14 protein-coding genes are annotated in these 23,682 nt (G+C 62.4%); 12 read left to right on the top strand and 2 right to left on the bottom strand.

Annotated features, from left to right (window positions below; translation table 11 throughout):
* The first annotated feature begins 16 nt into the window (after positions 1–16).
* From OGI63_RS12680 to dapB, 3 genes are all read left to right on the top strand, one after another.
* Complete coding sequence (locus OGI63_RS12680) at positions 17–4,087, top strand: ATP-dependent DNA helicase (RefSeq protein WP_011743623.1); 4,071 nt, start codon at positions 17–19, stop codon at positions 4,085–4,087.
* A gap of 173 nt (positions 4,088–4,260) precedes the next feature.
* Complete coding sequence (locus OGI63_RS12675) at positions 4,261–5,634, top strand: MFS transporter (protein WP_011743622.1); 1,374 nt, start codon at positions 4,261–4,263, stop codon at positions 5,632–5,634.
* A 170-nt stretch (positions 5,635–5,804) separates the two neighbouring features.
* Positions 5,805–6,557, top strand: a complete 753-nt coding sequence (gene dapB, locus OGI63_RS12670) for a 4-hydroxy-tetrahydrodipicolinate reductase (RefSeq protein WP_041777399.1) — start codon at positions 5,805–5,807, stop codon at positions 6,555–6,557.
* Between the two features lie 77 nt (positions 6,558–6,634).
* Here dapB and OGI63_RS12665 read toward each other — a convergent pair whose 3' ends face one another.
* Positions 6,635–6,925 (bottom strand): metal-sensitive transcriptional regulator, encoded by a 291-nt coding sequence (locus tag OGI63_RS12665; RefSeq protein ID WP_003806707.1) that lies wholly within the window; start codon positions 6,923–6,925, stop codon positions 6,635–6,637.
* A 139-nt stretch (positions 6,926–7,064) separates the two neighbouring features.
* Here OGI63_RS12665 and OGI63_RS12660 point away from each other — a divergent pair, with 139 nt between their 5' ends.
* Positions 7,065–10,016: a heavy metal translocating P-type ATPase gene (locus tag OGI63_RS12660; RefSeq protein ID WP_041777539.1), complete on the top strand. Its 2,952-nt coding sequence runs from the start codon at positions 7,065–7,067 to the stop codon at positions 10,014–10,016.
* A gap of 100 nt (positions 10,017–10,116) precedes the next feature.
* Here the strand turns inward: OGI63_RS12660 and OGI63_RS12655 are convergent, their stop codons facing one another.
* Positions 10,117–10,782: a dihydroorotase gene (locus OGI63_RS12655; protein WP_231837029.1), complete on the bottom strand. Its 666-nt coding sequence runs from the start codon at positions 10,780–10,782 to the stop codon at positions 10,117–10,119.
* Positions 10,783–11,165: 383 nt separating this feature from the next.
* On the opposite strand from OGI63_RS12655, the gene OGI63_RS12650 reads away from it, so the two are divergent.
* The 8 genes from OGI63_RS12650 (at position 11,166) to OGI63_RS12615 (ending at position 23,667) form a co-directional block, all read left to right on the top strand.
* Positions 11,166–12,083, top strand: a complete 918-nt coding sequence (locus OGI63_RS12650; protein ID WP_231837015.1) for a MurR/RpiR family transcriptional regulator — start codon at positions 11,166–11,168, stop codon at positions 12,081–12,083.
* Between the two features lie 73 nt (positions 12,084–12,156).
* On the top strand, positions 12,157–13,461 hold the full coding sequence (locus tag OGI63_RS12645) for an MFS transporter (RefSeq protein ID WP_041777398.1): 1,305 nt from the start codon (positions 12,157–12,159) through the stop codon (positions 13,459–13,461).
* An 85-nt stretch (positions 13,462–13,546) separates the two neighbouring features.
* Positions 13,547–14,437: a 4-hydroxy-tetrahydrodipicolinate synthase gene (dapA, locus tag OGI63_RS12640; protein WP_041777397.1), complete on the top strand. Its 891-nt coding sequence runs from the start codon at positions 13,547–13,549 to the stop codon at positions 14,435–14,437.
* A 109-nt stretch (positions 14,438–14,546) separates the two neighbouring features.
* Positions 14,547–16,526 (top strand): ribonuclease J, encoded by a 1,980-nt coding sequence (locus OGI63_RS12635; protein ID WP_011743615.1) that lies wholly within the window; start codon positions 14,547–14,549, stop codon positions 16,524–16,526.
* A gap of 87 nt (positions 16,527–16,613) precedes the next feature.
* Complete coding sequence (gene pepN, locus OGI63_RS12630; RefSeq protein WP_011743614.1) at positions 16,614–19,223, top strand: aminopeptidase N; 2,610 nt, start codon at positions 16,614–16,616, stop codon at positions 19,221–19,223.
* A gap of 603 nt (positions 19,224–19,826) precedes the next feature.
* Complete coding sequence (glmM, locus tag OGI63_RS12625) at positions 19,827–21,206, top strand: phosphoglucosamine mutase (RefSeq protein ID WP_011743613.1); 1,380 nt, start codon at positions 19,827–19,829, stop codon at positions 21,204–21,206.
* Positions 21,207–21,229: 23 nt separating this feature from the next.
* Positions 21,230–21,886, top strand: coding sequence for a peptide deformylase (locus OGI63_RS12620; protein ID WP_003806691.1), 657 nt, complete (start codon positions 21,230–21,232; stop codon positions 21,884–21,886).
* A gap of 236 nt (positions 21,887–22,122) precedes the next feature.
* Positions 22,123–23,667 (top strand): DNA polymerase III subunit epsilon, encoded by a 1,545-nt coding sequence (locus OGI63_RS12615; RefSeq protein ID WP_011743612.1) that lies wholly within the window; start codon positions 22,123–22,125, stop codon positions 23,665–23,667.
* The last annotated feature ends 15 nt before the right edge of the window (positions 23,668–23,682 follow it).

The following is a 23,682-nucleotide window of genomic DNA, read 5'->3' as shown; positions in this document are numbered from 1 at the left end:
CGGTATGAACGGAAGCATGTCAACGAACGGGGCCGCCGCAAAGGGCGATGCGATGGGCACTGTGCCGGCCGCCACGCCGAAATTCACCGACAGTCCGGAACAGGCCGCCGTCATCCAAGCCCCCTCATACGAGGACGTGGTCGTGGTGGCGGGCGCCGGCTCCGGCAAAACCTACACCATGACCCGCCGCATCATCACCCTCATCGACCAGGGCATCAGTCCCGAGAAGATTCTGGGCCTGACCTTCACGCGCAAAGCCGCCTCCGAACTGCTTTCGCGCGTCTCCGCTGCCGTGACACGCAACCAAGCCGGACGCGGTACACGCGTCGCCTTCCTCAAACCGGAAGTCTCCACCTATGACGCGTTCTTCCAAACCATCGTGCGCCAATACGGCCTGCTCGTCGGCTTCGACCAAAACACGCAGCCATTGAGCGAAGCCGGAGCGCTGCAGCTCATCCACACCGTGCTCGACAAGCACATGGACCAGCTCATGGCCTTCGACCAAGGCGGCGACGAACTCGGCAAATTCTCCACCATCGCCGGCAACGTGTTCACCCTATCCAACGCCATCGCAGGAGCCATGATCGGCAGCGACTGCACCAGCTTCGACGAAGCCGTGGAACGCGTGCGCGCATGGGATAAGGCGTTCGTGGCGCAAGTGGCCAAAGCGCTTGAAGACGAGGACGTTCCCGATGACGAGCCGAAAGTGGGCAAGGCTCCGAAACAGAAGAAAAAGGAATCCGACACCGCCTTCGAAACCCGCATGCGCGAATACCGCGCCCAATGCCACCAACTCTGCGTCTACAAGACCGCGCAATTGGCCGGCACGGCCCGCAAACGCGACCTGCTACTCGACCTCGTGGCCGACTACCACGCCGAAAAACGCGCCCTCAACATGGCCGAATTCAGCGACTTCACCATCGCCGCATTCCAACTCGTCACCCGATTCCCCTCCATCGGAGCCACCTACCGCAAACGCTACACGCACGTGCTGCTCGACGAATACCAAGACACCTCCACCACGCAGGCGGCCCTCCTGACCGCACTGTTCCACGCCGATTCCACCCATCGCAGCGCGGTGAACGCCGTCGGCGACCCCTTCCAATCGATCTACGCATGGCGAGGAGCCAGCCCAGGCGCATTCCGCATGCTGCAACACGACTTCGGCCACGACGCCACCGACAAGCCCTACACGCTGACCGTCACCCGACGTAACTCGCGCATGGTGCTCGAAGCGGCCAACAATCTGACGAAACCATTGCGCCTGCCCGCCAGACGTCGCGGCAGCTCGCTTATGCGCGAAGTGGACGTGCCCCCGCTCGCCAACATCGACAATGCTCCCGAAGGTACGCTCGGCGTGCTCGGCTACGCCACATTCGGCCAGGAAATCGACGCCATCGTACGCTTCGCCAAACAAGCGATCGCACTGCACATGCCAACCGAAAACGAGCTCGCCGACGGAGCCAAAGACAACCGTCCGCACGTGGCGCTCCTGTTCCGCTCCAAAACGCAGATGCCAGCCTACGAGGACGCACTGGAACAAGCCGGCCTCACCACACTCGTCGTCGGCCAGGCCGCACTCCTGGAACGTCCCGAAATCAAAGACATCCTCGCCCTGCTGCACGTCGTATGCGACCACACCGACAGCGCCGCGCTCATGCGGCTGCTCGCCACGCCACGATTCGGCCTGTCCGCCGACGATCTGCAGGCGCTCGCCGGCATCGCCGAACGGCTCAACACCGCGCAACGCTACCGCGCGCTCGTGTCGGCCGGCATCGTGGAGGCGGATGCGAATCCGTCCGACGCCGACATCCGCGCCACCGTGCGCGCCTACCGCGACCAAGTGCCCAACGCCGTCTTCCTGATCGACGTGCTGCTGCGCGGCGATCTGCGGCACCTCGTCGACGGCGTATTGAGCCGTACGGGAGCCGCGAGCGTCATCCACGCCGGTCGCGTCATCCAACAGGTGCAGCGCACGGCCGGCCATCCGTTGCCGGAAGTGGTACGCACGGCCATCACCGCGCTCGGACTGGACATCGACCTGCTGCTCGCCGAACGGATGCGGCATCCGGATGCCGGCAATCGTGCCACATCGCATGCCGCTTCGTCACTCGACGCGATGCTGTCTCTGGTGGACACCTACTTGCAGGAAATCGCCGCGCAGGGCACGCCAAGCCTGCGCGCGTTCATCTCGTGGGTGGATTCGCTGCGTGACGCGTCCGACGACAACGCCACCGCACCAGATACCCCCGTCGATGTGGTGCTCATGACCGTGCACCAGTCGAAAGGCCTGGAATGGGACGCCGTGGCCGTGGTCGGCATGCGCGACGGCACCTTCCCGTCCAGTCAAGGCGACCACCTGAGCGTCAAAACGGACGAAGACCATCCGGGCGGTCGGCGCGACGGCGTATGGGAGCCGCCGGAATACTTCGAAAAAGCCCACACTTGGCTGGAAGACCCGTCCGCGGTGCCGGTTCCGGTGCGCGCCGACGCGGATATCCTGCCACGATTCCCGCACGACGCGCCCATCGGGGGCAATCCCGTGGAATCGCTCGACGGATTGGACGATGCGGAAGTGATCGACGACGAGGTGTTCGGCACCTTGCGAACCATGGCCGTCGACGATATGGAAGGAATGGATCCGGCAAGCCTGTACCTGACGCAACAGGAGGAATACGGCCGCCGACTGCACGCCGACGAACGCCGTCTCGCCTACGTGGCGTTGACGCGCGCCCGCTACGAGGCGCTGCTCGTATACAGCGGATGCAACGAGACGAGCCGCGACTCCCGCCTGGCGGAGGGAAAGAAAAGCGCCGCGCCGTCGAATTTCTGGCTGGAGACGCGCGATTCGATGAACGGAATCGTCACCGCGGTACGCGAACCGGACAACCTGTCCGACGATGTGGATGGCTCCCCGCACACGCTGGGACTTGACCTGCCCGACGGCTATTTCGTAGGCGAACACGCCCGCGATTTCGAGAATGCCGTGGTGGGCGATGCGTGGAACACGCCGCTCGAACCGGTCTCGGACGACCATACTTTGCCTTGGCCGTGCGATCTGAGCGCCGATGTCGCCGACAAGCTGCGTGCCGCGGCCGAACAGGTACGTGCCGTCGAATCCAACGAACCGAATATCGCTGAATCCACGGGAACGCAGGGCGACGTTGCCGATGAATCCGCCACGCCATCGCCGGAAACCGGAAACTCACTGCTGCGTCTCGCCAAACTGCTCGTCGCCGACGAACATCTCATGCCGGAACCGGACGCGGCTGACGCAGGCGAATCGCAGGACGCCTTCGACGAGGCCGTGCGTGCCAAAGGCGAACGTATCCTTGCTGCCGGCCGCCAAAACGTCACCTCGCTGCAAGCGCGCGCCGGTTCCATGGGCGAGCGTGACTCCCGCGCCTACTGGCGTGGTCTGGTCCGTCCGATTCCGCACGTCGCCTCGCCGGCGGCACAGCTCGGCACGCGGTTCCACGCATGGGCTGAGCGTTTCATCATGGCGGATGCGGACGTCGACGGCATCGGCGGTACGGAAGGTGCTGCCGGTATGGCCGCGCAGTCGCGTGCGGAACTGATCGCATTGATAGGTGATACGCAAGTCGACGCGGACAACGGCGGCGTGCAATCGCAGGACGCCCAATTGCGAGACGAACGGAAACTGGCCGCTTGGCAGCGTCGTCTCGTCGCTTCGCCGTGGGCAAAACGACGTCCAGCATGGGCGGAACGCCAGCTCGTCGTCGACATGCCCCAGCTCGGCACCATCGTCAACGGCAAACTCGACGCGGTGTTCTTCGGCGGTCTCGACGAAACGGACGAGACGAAACGCTACACCGTGGTCGATTGGAAAACCGGCGTAAAACCACGCAAACCGGACGAAATCAAAGAGAAACTCGCACAGCTCGACCTGTACCGCCTGCTGCTCGCGGCGATGGAAGGGGTGCCGTTGGATGCAATCGACGCCTGTCTCTACTATGTGAGTGAGCCTCACGAGGCCGACCGGGAGCTGGATGCCCCCGACAAAACAGAAGAAGAGATCCTTGCCGAGTTGAGCTACGGAATTCCGCAGCAATCCGACAACGACTAGTGCCGGTGCGCAATGGCTCCTTGACCGAAGAAAGCGGGGGAGCGGCGCTTTCCGGCCTGCCTGCGGGAGAAACCGCTATGCAGGCAGCGTTGTGGAGGAACGCCGCTACCCTCGTGCAGCATGTGTGGGCGGGCGCACATGCCGGACGCAACAACAGTTAAGGAGTTTCGATCATGGCTGCGAATGACGCAACCGTCAGCCCGAATACATCACCGGACACCGCATCGCCGTATGCGCGGCTGTTCTCCATACCTGGAACGAAAGCGTTCTGCGCGTCCGGTGCCGTCGCACGACTGCCGATGTCCATGATGGGACTCGGCATCGTGCTCGCACTCAACCACATGTACGACAATTGGACGATCGCCGGCGTGATGAGCGCCGCATACGTGCTCGCCACCGCAGCCGTCACACCGTTGTACGCGCGCCTGTTCGACCGGTTCGGCCAACGCAAGGTCGGTCCGGTGGTATTGACGGTGCAGGTCATCGTCATGCTGGGCTTCGCGTTCGCCGCACTGATGCGCGTGCCGATTCCGCTGCTGTTCGTACTGGCCGTGGTCATGGGTATGACGCAGTTCGCGTTCGGCGCGCTCGTACGTACCCGTTGGGCGTATGTGCTCGACCGCGCCGGCAAGGGGGAGCTGCTCAACACCGCGTACGCGCTCGAATCCGCCATCGACGAAATCGTATTCATCTTCGGACCGATTCTGGCGGCGTTCCTGGCCGCGTCCGTGCACCCCGTATCGCAGCTGTTCGTGCCGACCATCGCCTGCGCGGTCGGCGGTGCCGTGTTCTTCGCGCTGCGCGACACGCAACCGCCGGTATTGCGCGAAATCACGGTCGTCGCGGCCGATGCCGACGATGCGGACGTGCGATTGGCGGCCGCTGGTGCCGCTGCGAACGGTACTGCTGGTACCGCTGCTTCCGCGAATCGTTTCGACCTCGACCGGCTCAAGACGGACGGCCGCGACCGCAACAAGCGCAATGTGCTCACCTATGCGGGCGTGCTGCCGCTCCTCGCCGTGTTCATCGTGTTCAACATGGCGTTCACCGCGTTCGACACGTCCATGACCGCCGTCATGAAATCGCTGCACCTCGACTCCGTGCTCGGCGTGCAGCTGGCCATGCTGGCCGTCGGCTCCTGCATGGGCGCGCTGGTCTTCGGCTCGCGCGAGCTCAAAGGCTCCCGTTGGCGTCACATGATCATGTTCCTCGCGTTGATGACCGTCGGCTTCGTGGTGATCCACCTGTGCCAGGGCAACCTGATCGTGATGGGACTGGTGGAGATCCTCACCGGCCTGACCATTTCGCCGGTGTTCGCCTCCGGCAACCTCCTCGTCAAGGAGACCGTGCCCGAGGAATCGCTCACCGAAGGCCTGTCCTGGGTGAGCACCGCCGGCACGATGGGTGCGTCGTTCGGCTCCATGATCACCGGCATCGTGCTCGACCATTTCAATCCAAGCGTGGGATTGAGCCTGCCCGCCGTGTTCGTGGGCTGTTCGATTCCGTTCGCGCTGATTGGCTGGCTGCTGGCGCGTCGCCGCGGCTGACCGACGTTCGATCGTCAAGCGTCATAGCCGCCTGCCTTCGCGTCGAAGCGTCTCTTTAGATTCATAAGTGGAACACGTTATGGACGCGGACACGCGATTTCGAACACATGCGCACGGCAAACGTACGACATGCGCAACATGCGCGTCCGCGAAAACATCAAGGAGCTGCAATGATCAAGGTTTCCGTAGTCGGTGCCAAAGGCCGCATGGGCTCGCACGTGGTCGACGCCGTCAATGCCGCCGCCGACACCGAACTCGCGCTCGCGCTCGACGCAGGCGACGACCTGGCCGCAATTACCCCCGAAAACACCGACGTCGTGGTGGAATTCACCGTGCCGAGCGTGTCGCTGGGCAATGTGCTCGCCCTCGTCAAGCAGGGCGTCGACGTGGTGGTCGGCACCACCGGCTGGACCGAAGAGAAGCTCGACCAGGTGCGTGCCACGCTCGCCGCGGCTCCGCGTGAGGGCCAGAGCGTGTTCATCGCGCCGAACTTCGCCATTTCCGCGGTGCTCGCCGACCATTTCGCAAAGGTCGCGGCGCCGTATTTCGAATCCGCGGAAGTCATCGAACTGCACCACCCGACCAAGGTGGACGCTCCGTCCGGCACCGCTTTCCATACCGCGCAGGGCATCGCCGAAGCGCGCAAGGCGGCCGGTCTCGGCCCGGTTCCGGACGCCACCGAAACCGACGGCGGTTCCCGAGGCCAGGTGGTGGACGGCATCCACGTGCACGCTGTGCGTCTTCGCGGCCTCAACGCCCACGAGGAGGTGCTGTTCGGCAACTCCGGCGAACAGCTGACCATCCGCGCCGACAGCTTCGACCGCATCTCCTTCATGCCGGGCGTGCTGCTGGCCGTGCGCAAGGTCTCCACCGGAACCTACCCGGGTCTGACCGTCGGCCTCGACCACTTCCTCGACCTGTAATCGTAATTCTTTTTTCAAACTGCCGATGGGTGCATGTGTCTTCCGTCGGCAGTTTTTTTATGGCGTATCTGTTCCGATTATTTGGCAAGGCGTGCGATGGCGGCGCTGACTTCCGCCAGCTTTTCGTCGGCGACGGTACCGCCCTCCGCCGCGGCTTTGGCGACGCAATGGTGCAGATGGTCGTCGAGCAGCAGTAGCGCCACCGACTTCAGCGCGCTGTCCGCTGCGGAAATCTGCGTCAGAATGTCGATGCAGTATTCGCCGTTTTCCGTCATCTGCCGAATGCCGCGCACCTGCCCTTCGATGCGATTCAATCGTGCGATGATCCTCTTCTGGTCGCTTGCGTACCCATGTTGTGTGGCGTTCATATCGTCCTCCTCGCTGCGCTGAAAATTTTATCTACGGCTGAAGTTTGCTCGTCCTTCTTGCCAATATACCCTATAGGGGTATATTGTGATGGTGTTTGCCGAAATCGAAAGCCAATTACGGACGGAAGGCGGCTGGAATATGCACATCGCAATCGCGCTTATTATGGCGCTGCTCGTCACGGCGGGCGTGCTGTGGTTCTTCTTCGCACCGCGCAAAGCGTATCGTGCGCCGTTGCGCGACGGCGTGCAGGAAGCGGTCGTCGAAGTCAAAGGCGGGTATAACCCAGCCGTCATCGAAGCCGAAGCGGGCATGCCGTTGCGGCTGATCTTCGATCGCAAGGAAGACGGCGAATGTTCGTCGCACGTCGTTTTTTCCGATTTCGGGGTCGATCTTGCGCTGCCCGCCTTCCGCACGACCACGCTGACGTTGCACCCCGATGAGCCGGGTGAGTATCCCTTCGCATGCGGCATGAACATGCTGCATGGCATGTTGCGTGTGCTGCCGGGCAGGCACGCAGGCGCCGGTGCTGACGCTACCGCCGGTATCGCAACTACCGCTGCCAATACCAGCATGCCCGATTCTGGCAATTCAGACATGCACTCGACTACGGGCGGTGGCCACACGTCCGATTCTGATGAAACAGACGCACAGACCGCGCAAAAAAACGCCCAAACGCCCGATTCCGGCGAAACGGACATCCGCGCCCTCGTCGCCCGTCTCGTCGTGGCCGCCGTCTGCACGATTCCCGTGTTCGGCTCCACCATGCTCATGCTGTATCCGATGCCGAACTGGCTGCAATTCCTGCTGATGCTGCCGATTGTCGGCTATGCGGCATTGCCGATTTTCCGCAGCGGTTTCGCCGCGATAGCCCACCGCTCGCCGGAGATGAACGCGCTCGTCAGCCTTGGTGCGCTGGCCGCATTCGCCTACTCCTGCGTGGTCACCTTCGCACCGAACGTCCTGCCCGAGAACGCGCGCGAACCGTATTTCGAAGCGGTCGGTGTGGTCGTCACGCTTATGCTTGTCGGCCAGCTGCTCGAAGCGCGCGCCCGCAAAGGCACCGGTGAAGCCATGCGCGCATTGGCGGGTCTGCAACCGAAAACCGCCCGCGTGGTGCGAGACGGCAAGGAAACCAGCATCGCCATCGATGACGTGCGCGTCGGCGATGTCATCGCCATCCGTCCCGGCGAGCAGCTGCCGGTCGACGGCATCGTCATATCCGGCACCTCCACCGTGGGCGAATCGATGATCACCGGCGAAGCCATGCCGGTCGCCAAAACCGAAGGCAGCGAAGTGACGGGCGCCACCATCAACGGCGGCGGCTCGCTGCGCTACCGCGCCACGAAAGTCGGCAAAGACACCGTGCTCGCGCAGATCATCGACATGGTGACCGCCGCACAAAGCTCGAAAGCCCCCGTGCAACGATTGGCGGACCGTATCTCCGGCGTTTTCGTGCCGGCCGTGGTGCTCGTCGCCGTATGGTCGTGCGCGCTGTGGTTTGCGTTCGGCCCCGAACCGCGTGTCACGCACGCGCTGGTCGCCGCGGTATCGGTGCTGCTGATCGCCTGCCCGTGCGCGCTCGGACTGGCGACGCCCCTGTCGGTGACGGTCTCGACCGGTCGCGCGGCTCGCATGGGGGTGCTGGTCCGTTCCGCCGAAGCGTTGGAAACATGCGGCAAAGTCAATGCCGTTGTATTGGATAAGACCGGCACGATCACCGCCGGCAAACCCACCCTCACCGACGTGCTGCCGTTCGGCAAGTGGCGTCGGCAGGCCGATGATTTCCTGACGATCGTCGCCGCCGCCGAACGTGATTCCGAGCATCCGCTCGCTGTCGCGATCGTCGCGACCGCCGCGGAACATGTCGATGCCGCGGATGCCGCGCAAACCACCGATTTTCAGGCGATTGCCGGCCGTGGCGTCACCGCGCGTGTCACCTTCCGCGGTCTGCCGCACACCGTCGCCGTCGGCAACACCGACCTGATCGACGACCTTGACGTCGACATGCCCGACGTTACGTCCGATACCTCCGAAATTGCCTCCGAGACCATCCACGATACGAACCTCGACGCCATCATCGCCGACATGGAACTCCTGTCGCAGCAAGGCAAAACGCCGATCCTAGCGGCCATCGACGGCCATCTCGCCGGCATCGTCGCCGTCGCCGACGTGCCGAAAGCCGACTCGCGCCAAGCCATCGAACTGCTCCGCAAACGTGGCGTCGAAGCCGTCATGCTCACGGGAGACAATCCGACCACCGCACGCGCCATCGCAAGCCAGGTCGGTATCGACGAACGTCATGTGATCGCCGGCGTGCGGCCGGAACGCAAGGCCGACGAAATCGCAAAACTCCAATCGCAAGGCTATACGGTGGCGATGGTCGGCGACGGCATCAACGACGCGCCCGCCCTCGCCCGAGCCAACGTCGGATTCGCCATCGGCACCGGCACCGACGTGGCCGTCCAATCCGCGGATGTGACACTGATGGGCGGATCGCTCATGGGGCTCGTGCACGCGCTCGACCTGACGCATGCCGCCATGCGCAACATCGCGCAGAACCTCGGCTTCGCACTCGGCTACAACAGCATCGGCATCGCGATCGCGGCCGGCGTGCTGTATCCGTTCACCGGAACGCTGCTGAATCCGATGATCGCCGGCGCCGCGATGGCGTTCTCGTCGTTGTGCGTGGTGACGAACGCAAGCCGGCTGCGCCTGTTCGATCCGGACGCGGAGGCGGCGAAAAACAAGACGTATCGGGTACGCAAGCCCGATCCGAGCAAAAATAATGGCAACCAGCACAGTCGGAAAGGAACGATCATGGGACTGTTCAGCGATCACAAGGCCAAGAAGGAAGCCGAGAACATGGGCACGATGGGCGCCGGACACTGCTGCGGCGGTCATGACGGCCACGGCATGGCTTCGAATATGGGCGATTCCGCGGCGAACGTTGCGAAGGACCCGGTTTGCGGCATGAGCGTCGATCCGGCCACCGCGGCCGCAACCCGCGAATACGGCGGCGTCACCTACTACTTCTGCAACCCCGGTTGCGCCGACAAGTTCGCCCAGAACCCGGCCGCCTACCTGGGCTGAGACCTGATTCTCGTCCGTCCCCAATCTGCCGACATCGAATGACATCCGGCCATCGGCGGGTTGGGGATTTTTGTTGAATGGTTGATTTATGGATTCCGATTCACGGACGAACGATAAGATTCCCCTCCCGCACTCCGGAGAGCGCGTCCCGCCCCGCTACAAACGTGCGCGTGACGACGCCGTTAAGCGTCATGCCATCGCAGGCGCAGATCGGATTGCGGCTTTCCAAAGCGGTAGCATCCACAACAAACCGTTCGTACGGGCGAATAATCGCCAAATCGGCCCGCAATACCGGCGTTATATCGCCACGATCGTCAAGTCCCACAAGCCGTGCGGTGTTGCACGACATCCACCGCACGACGTCGGTCAAACTCAAGCCGCGCCGCATCGCACCCGTCAACACCGCGCGGAATCCGACCTGCAGACTGGAAACGCCACCCCACGCGGTGGCGAGCGTGCCGGCTTTCATATCCGCGCTGGCCGGGGAATGATCGGTGACGACACCATCCAACGTGCCGTCGGCAAGCCCCGCCCATAGCGCGTCCTGCTCATGCAGATCACGAATCGGCGGACAGCATTTGAACGCGGTGGCGTTGTCGGGAATATGGTCGCAATCCAACGTGAGGTAATGCGGACAGGTCTCCGCGCTGACCGGCAGTCCTTCGGCCTTCGCCCGCCGCAGCACGTCCACGCTCAGACCGCTGGACACGTGCAGAATATGCGTGCGGCAGCCGGTGCGTGCCACCAGCCGTACGATCTTGCGCACCGCGTTCGCCTCGCATTCGGCCGGGCGCGATGCCGGTTCAACAGTGTTCGCAACAGTCGGGGATTTTGTTGCCGCGTTAGTCGCCCATTTCGCTGGTTTGGCACCGTTTCTTCTATGCCGAATCCGCCCGATATGCGATGTTGATTGTGTGGGGTAATCTGTTTTTGCCATGGTCGGTCATCTCCTGATGGTGGGTCGCGTTGCCAAGAGGCGCCGCCACTGCCTGTGATGGATGCATTTCAGTGCTTACGGCATCTGAAATTCTTCATTCGTCGTGACAGTTGTCGGCGGCCAAACCTGGTGAAACCCGGAAAGCAAGGGGTAGCATCGTCAGGAGAACGGATGCGCCGCGTGAGAATGTACTGCAGGGAAGGGCGATGAGCGTGACTTCTGGAATTATGCTTTCAGACAATATGGGGGCTTCGAAGGACGCCATGGACGAGGAAGGCAATGCTGCCGCGGACCTCGGCTTGGTGGCGCGCATCCGGGAATCCTTCGATTCGCTGACTGCGACGGAACGTGAGGCCGCGCAGTTCATTCTGGGTCATCTGACCGACGTGCTGGTCTGCAATTCCGTGGAATTGTCGCAGTTGAGCGGCATCTCGCAGCCGACGCTCAGCCGCCTGTACCGCAAGCTCGGCTATGCGAACGCGGGCGAATTCAGACGTGACGTGCGTCGCGTCCATCGTCCTGGCTCTCCGGAGCTTTCACGGCACACCCAGTGCGACGATTTGGTCGCCGACCATCTGCGCCGTGACGAGGAAAGCCTGAAACGCACGTTTGAAGGCATCGACCGCGCGCAACTGTCATCCGCATGCCAAGCCATGGCCACGGCCCCGCATGTGGCGGTGGTCGGGTACCACAGCAGCTATCCCGTGGCGCTGCACATGCGCGAACAGCTGATGCGGCTACGCGGAAACGTTGATATTCTGCCGAATCCAGGCCAGTCCATAGCCGAAGATCTGGTTGATTATGCGGCAGGCGACGTAATCGTCATCATCGGCGTGGGCCGGCGTCTTCCCTTCTTCTCACGGCTCATCGACGTGATGCTTGAGCGCGGCCTGACCGTGGTGGTGATTGGCGACATTTCGGCGCGCAACGCCGTCATCGGCCGTAACGTCGCCTTCTTCAAAGTGGTGCTGAGCTCCCACGTGCTGACGAGCTTCACCGCGGCGTTCGCCCTGATCGCCCTGATGGTGGACGAAGTCGGAAAATGCCTCGTCGATACCGAAGACGAGGTGCACGCGCGTATCGAAGGCATCAACGATTGCTTCGATGCGCTCAATGAGCTTGAAGATTGATAGGGAAAATCTAGGCGTGGCACGTCCCGTTGGAACGGCGGTAAACGGAAGTGGAAGCGGGAATGGGAACGGAATGAATTCAAAACGAAACATGCTGGCGTACGACCGGTCCTCCACCGGATTGTGGGTGGCTTTGATTTTCCTCGTATCGCTGAATCTGCGGCCCGCCATCGCCGCCGTCGGGCCGGTCCTCGCCCAAATGGGAACCGACCTTGCGTGGGGTGAGGGCGTGCAGGGCGTATTGACGGCGATTCCGCTGATCGCCTTCGCCGTGGTCAGCCCGCTGGTCACGTTCCTTGCACGCCGCATCGGCATCGACATGTCGATTCTGCTGGCCCTGCTGTGCATCGCGGCGGGCGACGCCATCCGCTCGTTCGGCGGCGGCGTTGGCATCTGGCTGGGCACGGTGGTGTTCGCTTCCGCCATCGCCGTCGGCAACGTTCTGGTTCCGGTAATCGCGAAACGTGACTACGCCGGCCATGTCGCGATGGCGACCGGCGTCTATTCCGGCTGCATCACCGCCGGCAGCGCCACCGCAGGTTTGCTGTCCGCGCCGCTTGCGCAGATGTGGGGCGGTTGGCGTGCGTCACTCGCCTTCTGGAGTGTGCCTCCGCTGGTTGTCGCCGCGCTGTGGGCGTTGCGTATCCTGCACAATCGCAAAGTCGTTATCGCTTCCGCCGGCGGCACCATCGAAACCAGCGATACTGGCGATATCGATGATATTGGCGATCGCAGCACGACGGCCAACGCACAAAACCCGCATTCCGCACAGCGACCGGCATGTTCCGCGCAATCGTCGCATGGCGTGTTCGCCCGCGTGCTGCGCCGTCCGATGACGTGGTACGTGACGGCCTTCATGGGGCTGCAATCGTCCGCTTTCTACACCATGTCCAATTGGATGCCGTCCATCTCCGCATCCATCGGCTACGATGCCTCCACCGCCGGCGTGCATCTGTTCATCTTCCAAGGCATCGGCATCCTTTCCGGCTTGGTCATTCCTAAGCTCATGAACGTGCGCGGCAACCAGGTCTGCGCGGCGCTCACCGCCAGCGCTCCCATGCTGATCGCCGGCCTTGGCATGCTGCTGTTGCCGCATCTCATGCCGGTATGGGCGTTCGTCGGTGGTTGCGCGCAGGGCGCGTCCCTGGTGGTGGCGCTCGCACTGATCGCGCTGCGCGGGCATGACAGCGCCGAAACCGTGGTGCTGTCGGGCGTCGCGCAGTCGTTCGGCTATCTGATCGCCTCGCTCGGCCCGCTTATGTTCGGCGTGCTGGTCCAGACCACCGGCGGCCATCATGTGCCGCTGATGGTGTTCACGTTCGTCGCTTTCCTGCAGTGCGTCGTCGCGGTCGTCGTCGGCAGGCCTTCCAAAATGTGACTTTTCGCGTCTCATGAAATCGAAAGCGTCCGCAGAGGGAAGTACCGTTAGCCGTATGACAAGCCCTAAGACTGACGACGGTACAATGCATCTGCTCGATCCTGCTCCCTTCGGACGTATCCTTCCGGCCATGGTCACCCCCATGAAGGCCGACGGAGCCGTAGATTTCGAAGCCGCGCAACAGCTGGCGAGGCAGCTCGTGGCGGATGGTGCCGACGGTCTTGTGGTCAACGGCACCACCGGCGAATCGCCGACCACCCATATGGAGGAGAAGGTCGAGCTGGTTCAGGCCGTCAAGGAGGTCGTGGACGTGCCGGTCATTTCCGGCGCCGGTTCCAATGACACCGCGCACACCGTGCGCATGGTGGAGCAGACCCAGGAGGCGGGCGCCGACGCGGTGCTCGTGGTCGCCCCGTATTACTCCCGTCCGTCGCAGGAGGGCGTGTTCCGCCACTACAAGGCGGTCAACGATTCCGCGGACAAGCCGATCATCGTCTACGATGTGCCGAGCCGTACCGGACTGCACATCCAGCTGGAAACCTACCGTCGTATGGCCGAGCTCGACCACGTCCAGGCCGTCAAGGACGCCACCGGCGACATCGCAGGCGCGGTGCGCAAGCGTATGGAGACCGGTCTGACCTGGTATTCGGGCGATGACGGCCTGTTCCTGCCGTTCCTGTCCGTCGGCGCCGTCGGCATCATCTCTGTGATCGCACACGCGGCCGCCGGTCCGATGCGTGACCTCGCCAACGCGTTCGACCGTGGCGATATCCACGAAGCGCAGCGCATCTCCGTGCAGCTGGCGCCGCTCGTCGAAGCGATGAACGGCAATGGCTTCCAGGCCGTGATGGCCAAGGCCTCGCTGAAGGTGCGTGGAATCCTCGACTCCACCGAAATGCGCCTGCCGAACGTCGGTCCGGGCGAAGCGGAACTCGTGCGCGCGGAAAAGGGCATGCGCGCCGCGGGACTGCTGTGAACCGAATCGCATGATGCGACTGGCCTGTCGCGCATGAACGCCGACAGGCACCCAAATTCCTCGTTTCCGCATAGGCGGAGACAATTAGTAATAGAAATCCAACTAGGAAATGGCTACAGAAGAAACCACAAAGACAACAACACACAAGCGCGGCAGCAAGGCTGCCAAGCGCACTGAAACCGCAGTCAAGGCATCCAAGACCACCAAGGCCGCGAAGTCCGAGAAGACCGCCACCAAGAAGGCCAAGTCCTCCACCCGCAGCCGTGGCAACGGTGGCTCGCGCAACGGCGGCTCCCGTGGATTCCGTGGCGGCAACGGTTCGAACCGTCGCCCGTCGCATTCCGCGCCGCAATCCACCGCGCCGCAGCAGGACGAGGTGCTGATCGCCCCGCCGAAGTACCGCAAGGGCTCCATGCGCATCGTGCCGCTCGGCGGTCTGGGTGAGATCGGCCGCAACATGAACGTGGTCGAATACAATGGACATATCCTGCTCATCGACTGCGGCGTGCTCTTCCCGGAAGAGGAGCAGCCGGGCGTGGACCTCATCCTGCCTGACTTCCACTACATCAAGGACCGTCTCGACAAGGTCGAGGCGCTCGTGCTCACCCACGGCCACGAAGACCACATCGGTGGCGTGCCGTACCTGCTCAAGCTCCGCCCGGACATTCCGCTGATCGGCTCCAAGCTCACCCTCGCCTTCGTTGAGGCCAAGTGCAAGGAACACCGCATCAACCCGACGCTCGTCGAGGTCAAGGGACGCGACAAGCTCAAGGTCGGCCCGTTCAACCTGGAATTCGTGAACGTCACGCACTCCATTCCGGACGCGCTCGCCGTGTTCGTGCAGACCCCCGCCGGCTCTCTCATCGACACCGGCGACATCAAGCTCGACCAGCTGCCGCTCGACCACCGCATCACCGATCTGGTGGAATTCGGCAAGCTCGGCGAAAAGGGCGTGGACCTCCTGATGATGGACTCCACCAACGCCGAGGTCCCGGGCTTCGTCAAGCCGGAGACCTCCATCGGTCCGGCGCTCGACCAGGCGTTCGCACAGGCCACTCGCAAGATCATCGTGGCCAGCTTCTCCAGCCACGTGCACCGCGTGCAGCAGGTCGTCGACGCGGCCCACAAGTACGGCCGCAAGGTCGTGTTCGTCGGACGTTCCATGGTCCGCAACATGTCCATCGCAGCAGATTTGGGCTACCTGCGTCTGCCCGAGGACACTGTCATCGACCTGAAGCAGGCCCATGACGTGCAGGACGACAAGCTCGTCTACATGTGCACCGGCTCCCAAGGCGAGCCGATGGCCGCGCTCGGCCGCATCGCCGACGGCAACCATCGTGACATCACCATCAACGAGTTCGACACGGTGATCCTCGCCAGCTCCCTGATCCCAGGCAACGAGCATGGCGTCTACAAGGTCATCAACAAGCTCGTGCAGCTCGGAGCCCGCGTGGTCAACCGAGACAACGCCGCCGTGCACGTCTCCGGCCACTGCAACGAAGGCGAACTGCTGTACATGTACAACATCGTCAAGCCGAAGTGCGCCATGCCTATCCACGGCGAAAACCGCCACTTGGTGGCCAACGGCATGATCGCCGTCAAGACCGGCGTCGATCCGCAGAACGTCGTGCTGGCCGAAGACGGCGACGTCGTCGACCTGTACCACGGCCAGGCCGCGGTCGTCGGCTCCGTGCCGTGCGGCTACGTCTACGTCGATGGCGATTCCGTCGGCGAACTGACCGACGAAGAACTCGAGAAGCGCCGCATCCTCGGCACCGAAGGCTTCGTGTCCAGCTTCGTGGTCGTCGACACCGAGACCGCGGATGTCATCACCGGTCCGAAGATCTACCTCAACGCGGTCGCGGAAGACGAAAGCGAGTTCGACAAGGTCCGTCACCAGATCGTCGAGCAGCTGCAGGACGCGATGATGCAGGGCACGCGCGACACCTACAAGCTGCAGCAGATCATGCGACGCACGCTCGGCGGCTGGGTGGCACGACAGCTGCACCGCAAGCCGATGATCGTCCCCGTCGTCGCCGACATCGCGCAGGACGTGGATGACGCGATGGGACTGAACGCCGCGAAATAAGCCGTAAATTTACCATAAATTGAATCAAGGCGACGTGATCGGCACAACTGATCGCGCCGCCTTCTGTTACCAGAAAGAAGGAGTGACATGCCAGGAGCAAACCTCACCCGAATCGAAGCGGAAGAACGCAAAAGCATCATCGCCGCGCCAATCCATTACACGGTCAAGCTTGACCTGACCCGCGGAGCCAAGGATTTCGGCTCCGAAACCACCATCACCTTCGACGCGAAGCCGGGGGAGTCAAGCTTCCTTGACCTCATCGCCAACGAAGTCAGCGAGATCACCCTCAACGGCGAAACCCTCGACCCGACCGAAGCATACGCGGACAGCCGCATCGAGCTGAAGGGCCTCAAGGAGCACAACGAGGTCACCGTCAAGGCGATGTGCCAGTACTCCAACACCGGCGAAGGCCTGCACCGCAGCGTCGACCCGTCCGACGGCAACGTCTACCTGTACACCCAGTTCGAAGTGCCGGACGCCCGTCGCGTCTACGCCGTGTTCGACCAGCCCGACCTGAAGGCCGTGTTCGACTTCTCCGTGCTCGCAGCCAAATCCTGGATCGTCACGTCCAACATGCCCACCTCCTCCGTGACCGACAACGAAACCGTCACCGAGGAAGGCACGCTCGGCGATCACGCCGCCGAAACCACCAAGCTGTGGGTGTTCGAACCAACCCCGACCATGAGCTCCTACCTCACCGCCATCTGCGCTGGACCGTACGCCGAATGGCACACCGAATACGCCAATGAGGACGGCCGCACCGTGCCGATGGCCATGTACTGCCGCCAGGCGCTCGCCAAGGCCTTCAGCAAGGACGTCGACTACCTGTTCGACATCACCAAGAAGGGCTTCGCCTTCTACGCCAAGACCTGGGGCGTGCCGTACCCGTACGCCAAGTTCGACCAGATCTACGTGCCGGAGTACAACGCCGGCGCCATGGAGAACATCGGCATGGTCACCATCCGCGACCAGTACGTGTTCGAATCCAAGGTCACCGACGCCTACGCGGAACGCCGTGTGGTCACCGTGCTGCACGAGCTCGCCCACATGTGGTTCGGCGACTACGTGACCATGAAGTGGTGGAACGACCTGTGGCTCAACGAATCCTTCGCCGAGTTCACGTCCACCCTCGCCACCGCCGAAGCCACCGAATGGAAGGACGCCTGGGCAACCTTCAGCTCCGGCGAAAAGAGCTGGGCGCTGCGTCAGGACCAGCTGAGCACCACCCACCCGATCGTCGCCCCGATCAACGACCTCAACGACACCTACGTCAACTTCGACGGCATCACCTACGCCAAGGGCGCCTCCGTGCTGAAGCAGCTCGTGTACTACGTGGGCCGTGAGAAGTTCTTCAAGGGCATCAACAACTACCTCAACAAGCACGCCTACTCCAACGCCACCCTCGCCGACCTGCTCGCCGAACTGGAACTCACTTCCGGCCGCGACCTGAAGGCGTGGAGCGCCCAGTGGCTTGAGGAATCCGGCATCAACACCATCGCCACCGAAGTCGAAGAGAACGAGGACGGCACCATCAAGCGTCTCGCCCTGCGCCAGACCGCTCCGGCCGAGCATCCCGTGCTGCGCGCCCACCGTCTCGCCGTCGGCTTCTACAACGAGGATCCGGAAACCGGTAAGATCGTGCGCACCGACCGTTTCGAACTGGACGTCGACGGCGAACTGACGGTCGTCGATGCTGCCGCCGGCAAGGCACGTCCGTCGCTGATCCTGGTGAACGACGACGACTTGACCTACACGAAGCTGCGTTTCGACGACAAGAGCCTCGCATTCGCGACAAGCAACCTGTACCGCTTCGACGATGCGCTCGCCCGTTCCGTGCTCTGGCTCGCCCTGTGGGACATGACCCGCGACGGCGAACTGCCGGCACGACAGTTCATCGACACCTCGCTGGCCGCGCTCGCCACCGAACACGAGTCCACCACCTTCCGTTACGCGCTGGCACAGGTCAGCACCACCGCATGGCATTACACCGCTCCGGCAGAGCGTGCCGAGATCGTGAAGCACGTGGCCGCCGAACTGTTCAAGCTGGCGGGTTGGGCCAAGGCCGGCTCCGACGAACAGTTCCAGCTCGTCACCGCCTACCTGGGCTACGGCGAGCCGGGCGACGAGGCGTTCGTCGCCAACGCGAAGGGCCTGCTCGACGGTTCCGTGGCATTCGACGGTCTGGAAATCGACAACAACTTCCGCTGGACCATCATCAACGCGCTGAGCACCGTCAACGCGATCGACCAGGCGGGAATCGACGCCGAACTGGCCAAGCGCGAAACCACTGAGAACCGTGAGTTCGCCTATGGCGCACGCGCCGTGGCCGGTACCGCCGAAGCGAAGGCATGGGCTTGGAACGAGGCCCTGCACAACGACGAGCTGACCAACATGCAGCTCGAGGCTGTGGCCGGTGGCTTTGCGGCCACCCCGCGCGCCGATTTGGCCGAACCGTACGCCGAGAAGTATTTCGAGGTCGCCGACTGGATTTGGGAGCACAAGACCTTCCACATGGCTGAAGCGCTGCTCGAAGGCCTGTATCCGGGCTATGCCGATCCGGCGAAGCTCGTGGAGCTGGGTGACGCCTGGCTCGCCTCCCATAAGGACGCGGACAACGCCTTGCAGCGCATTGTGCGTGGCAACGTCGAGGCTTCTCACCGCACGCTGAAAGTACGCGACTTCAACGCCGCGCTCTGATAGCGCTTTTCTGATGGCGCTTGGAGTATGTGGGGCGATTCGAACGATCTGAACGTTCCGCACACTCCAAGCCGGCATGATTCCGTTTAAGAGTCGGAATGATTCCGTCTGGAAACCGGAACGACCGGAGTGTTCATGCTTAGAGTCCGTCATGTCGTCGCACGACTTTGATTTTGGGTGCGATTTTCAAAGTCATGCGACGGGTATATCGGCATTTATGCCCCCTAATCCCCGGTTTTCGCTTGAAAATAAGGATTAGGGGGCATTTTGCGTCGAAGGCTGTCGCACGAATTTGATTTTGGAGGCATTTTTCAAAGTTGTGCGACAAGCGTGCTGGCTTTCATAACCTCTAACTCTTATTTTTCGCTGATTTTCAACGGAAAATGATAGTTAGGGGGTATTTCTTTATCAAGTGTTGTCGCACGACTTGATTTTCCGCCTTGAAATCAAAGTCGTGCGACACGAAAAGGGCATTGCGCGCCGTGAAATGCTTTGAATTGTGAAGTGTTATGCGATTGCGTCGTCACCTGCTGGTTTCGGCGGCACGGTTGAGTACGATAGGTCACGGAAATATCGTTTGCAGATAGCGAGGATTTGAGACTCATGCCACGTATGTTCGGAACCGACGGCGTTCGAGGATTGGCGAATAGGGATTTGACGGCACAGCTGGCGCTTGATTTGGGTGACGCCGCGGTGCGCGTGCTGGGCGATGACGAGCGGAGCGAATTCGAAAGCCGTCGCCGTGCGCTGGTCGGTCGTGATACACGAGTTTCCGGCGATTTCCTCGCCGCCGCATTGTCCGCTGGCATGTCCGCCGGCGGCTTCGACGTGATCGACGCCGGCATCATCCCGACGCCGGGCGTCGCATACCTGACGTCCGTGCTCAACGTGGAAATGGGCGCGGTGATCTCCGCATCCCACAATCCGATGCCCGACAACGGCATCAAGTTCTTCGCCCGCGGCGGCTTCAAGCTGCCCGACACCAAGGAAGACGAGATCGAAGCGGTGCTCGGCCAGGATTGGGATCGTCCTACCGGCGCCGGCGTGGGTCGTGTCAGCCATGACACCGCCACCGCAACCAACCTGTACATCGACCATCTGGTTTCCGCCATCGCGCCGGTCGGTCCGGACAAGTCGCAGCCGACGCCGCTGAAGGGCCTGAAGATCGTGGCCGATTGCGCGAACGGCGCCACGTCCGTGGTCGCTCCGGAAGCCTTGCGCCGCGCCGGCGCCGACGTGACCGTCATCAACGCGTCGCCGGACGGCTACAACATCAACAAGAACGCCGGCTCCACCCATCCTGAGCAGCTGCAGGCCATGGTCAAGGCCTCCGGCGCCGTCATGGGCGTTGCCTTCGATGGCGATGCCGACCGTTGCCTTGCCGTGGATGAGGACGGCAACATGGTCAACGGCGATCAGATCATGGGCATTCTGGCGCGCGCCAAGAAGAACGCGGGCAAGCTCAACCATGACACCCTCGTCGTGACGGTGATGAGCAACCTCGGTCTGAAGTTGGCCCTGCGTTCCATGGGCATCAAGACCGTGCAGACCAACGTGGGCGACCGTTACGTGCTTGAAGAGATGCTGCGAGGCGATTATTCGCTCGGCGGCGAGCAGTCCGGCCACGTGATCAACCGCGAATTCGCCACCACCGGCGACGGCACCCTGACCGCGCTCACCCTGTGCAACGAGGTCGTCAAATCCGGTAAGAGCCTGAAGGAACTGGCCGCCGACTTCCCGCAGCTGCCGCAGACGCTCATCAACGTGCCGAACGTGGACAAGATGGCCGCCAAGACCAACGCCAAGGTGCAGGCCGCGGTGGAACGCGAAGAGAAGCTGCTGGGCGACACCGGCCGCGTGCTGCTGCGTCCGTCCGGCACCGAGCCGCTCGTGCGCGTCATGGCCGAAGCCGAAACCCAGCAGCAGGCAGACGAAGTGTGCGATCGCCTCGCCAAGGTCGTCGCCGACGAACTCACCCTGTAAGAGCCCGCAAGGAGATATGCCCCATGTTCGGACACAACTCGAAAGTGGACCTCGAACTCAACCGCGAGGTCGAAAAGCTCATCAAAACCGGCGGCAAAGAGAAAATCATGCCGATCGTGCAGGCCGGCGAACCGGTATTACGCCAGCAGACCATCGCCTATGACGGCCAGTTGAGCCGCAAAACGCTTGACAAGCTCATCGACACCATGCGCACCACCATGCTGGAAGCGCCGGGCGTGGGCCTCGCAGCCACCCAGATCGGTCTCGGTCTGGCTTTGGCCGTCGTCGAAGACCACGTATGCGAAGGCGACGATGGCGATCCGCGCGAAGCCGCGGAATTCCCCTTCCACGCCATCATCAACCCCAGCTACGAACCGATCGGCACCGAAACCCGCAGCTTCTACGAAGGCTGCCTGAGCTTCGACGGTTACCAGGCCGTACGCAAGCGTTGGCTTGACATCACCGCCCGTTGGCAGGATGAGGACGGCAACAAGCATGAGGAACATCTGCACGGCTGGCCGGCCCGCATCTTCCAGCATGAAACCGACCATTTGAGCGGTGAACTGTACATCGACCAGGCCGAAATCCGAAGCCTGACCACCAATGAGAACCTTGAGGATTTCTGGTGCGAGGATCCGGTACCGACCGAAGCGGCGGCCGAACTCGGCTTCGAACTGTAACCGAATAGTAGCCTCAAATCGCGCGGATTACGGTCATGGTTTCGCGCGGACGAAAAGCGAAAAGCCGAATGACTGAATAGCCGGATAGCCGTGTGTCAGAACAAGTGGAAGCGTCTCTCAAGCAAACGCCTGAGAGACGCTTCCCGTATTTTGCGGGCCGCTACGAATCATCGACAGATTGGATTCGCCAGCGAATTCCGCGAATTGAAGGTGGACATCGGCTACGATGTGCAGGTATGAGCGAATCGACGACGAATCAACCCTGGCTTGACGATGCGAAACAGGACATCGGGCAATGGTCGGCATCGATGCCGAAAGACGCCGACGAACAGCCGATCGACTGGCAGTGGATAGCGTCCCTCGACTTACGGCACGGCATCGGCGTCGCCGCGCAGCAGCATATCGATTTGCTGTCGGCGCTTCGTACCGCGTCGGCCGGCAATGTTACGTCAGAATCGTCCTCGACATCGCAGCCGTCTGCCCGACCGTTCGCGCAGCAGCTGCATGACCTGCTGAAAGATGATCTTGCGATTCGCGACCGGCTCGAACCTGTCATCGCGCAGTGCAACAGCACTTTCATGACGGATTTCGACCGACTCATCACCTCGTACCGTCTGCCACGCGCGCTCGCCTATGCGAACCGTCGGTTGTGCGACGAGATCGCGGTGTTGCGCCAAATCGGCGTTGCCATGGGACTGTGGACGATTACCGAAGAACGACGTGAGCGGGTGACGGTCCCGGTGCTGCAATCGGGGTCATCCGCAGCTGCCGGGGGAGTGGTGCTGGATGATATCCAGGATTGCACCGCAGACATCGTCAACGCTCGTGCGGCCCGTCGCGCCGCGGAGAAAAGGCAGAAGCACGCCAGCGACCATTCCGTGTCTCGCGCGAATCTGGGTGGCGTCACCAGTCCTGGCGGTTCCACATTGTTCGATTACGGTTCTGGTTCGACCGGTTCGGCGAATGGCACGCAGGAAAACGCCGTCGATCAAAAGCAGACCAGCCGCCTGTCCGAATACCGCAAGTCCGATTGGCGTGACGCTTACCTGCCCGGTCGTGACGTGGACAACGTCATGGGCATCGACATCGAAACCACGGGCACGGATCCGGCGCGCGTGTACATCATCGACGTCGGATTCGAATACATGAACATGATTTCCCCACGGCCTGCGGACGCTCCGGCTGGCTACCAATACGAGCAAGGCTATTACGAGGCGGGCGACGCTTACGGCCAGTCGCGGTTGGCTTTCGGCGTCCCCGCTGAAAACGCTGCGCTTGGCAATCCGCTGATTCTCGACTTGACCGGTATCGACGTGCGCACGCGTTCCGTTGCCGAAGCCGCTTCCTCGTTCCGCTTGTTCGATGAGTGGCCGGCGGCGCAGATCGGATTGCTGCAGCGATTGGAGCAGCAGCCTTACGTGGCGCACAACGCACGATTCGAACATAGCTTCTTCATGCTGAACGTGGCCGGATATGCGGAAAGCTATCGTGCCGGCAAAATCACGATCATCGACACGTTGCCGATGAGCCGCCGTTGGGATGAGGGGTCGATTCCCGACGATGAGCACCCATACGGCAACAACACGTTGGACGCGTACGCCAAACGCCAGGGTGCGCTTGACGAGAGCAAGTCGGAACGTCACCTCGGTTTGGAAGATACGCACATCATGTTGGTCGCCATGAAACATCACTTGGGTGTGCTTCGTGCCGAAGGTCGTGGTCCGTGGGGCGTGGATGGCAAATTTGGCATCGGCGGCAAACACTGTGGACGCCGTCGGTAGGTATTTGCCTCTCGG

This window comes from Bifidobacterium sp. KRGSERBCFTRI, from assembly GCF_025908335.1.
The sequence above is the reverse complement of the archived record's forward strand: the minus strand, read 5'-3'. Positions and strand labels throughout refer to the sequence as shown.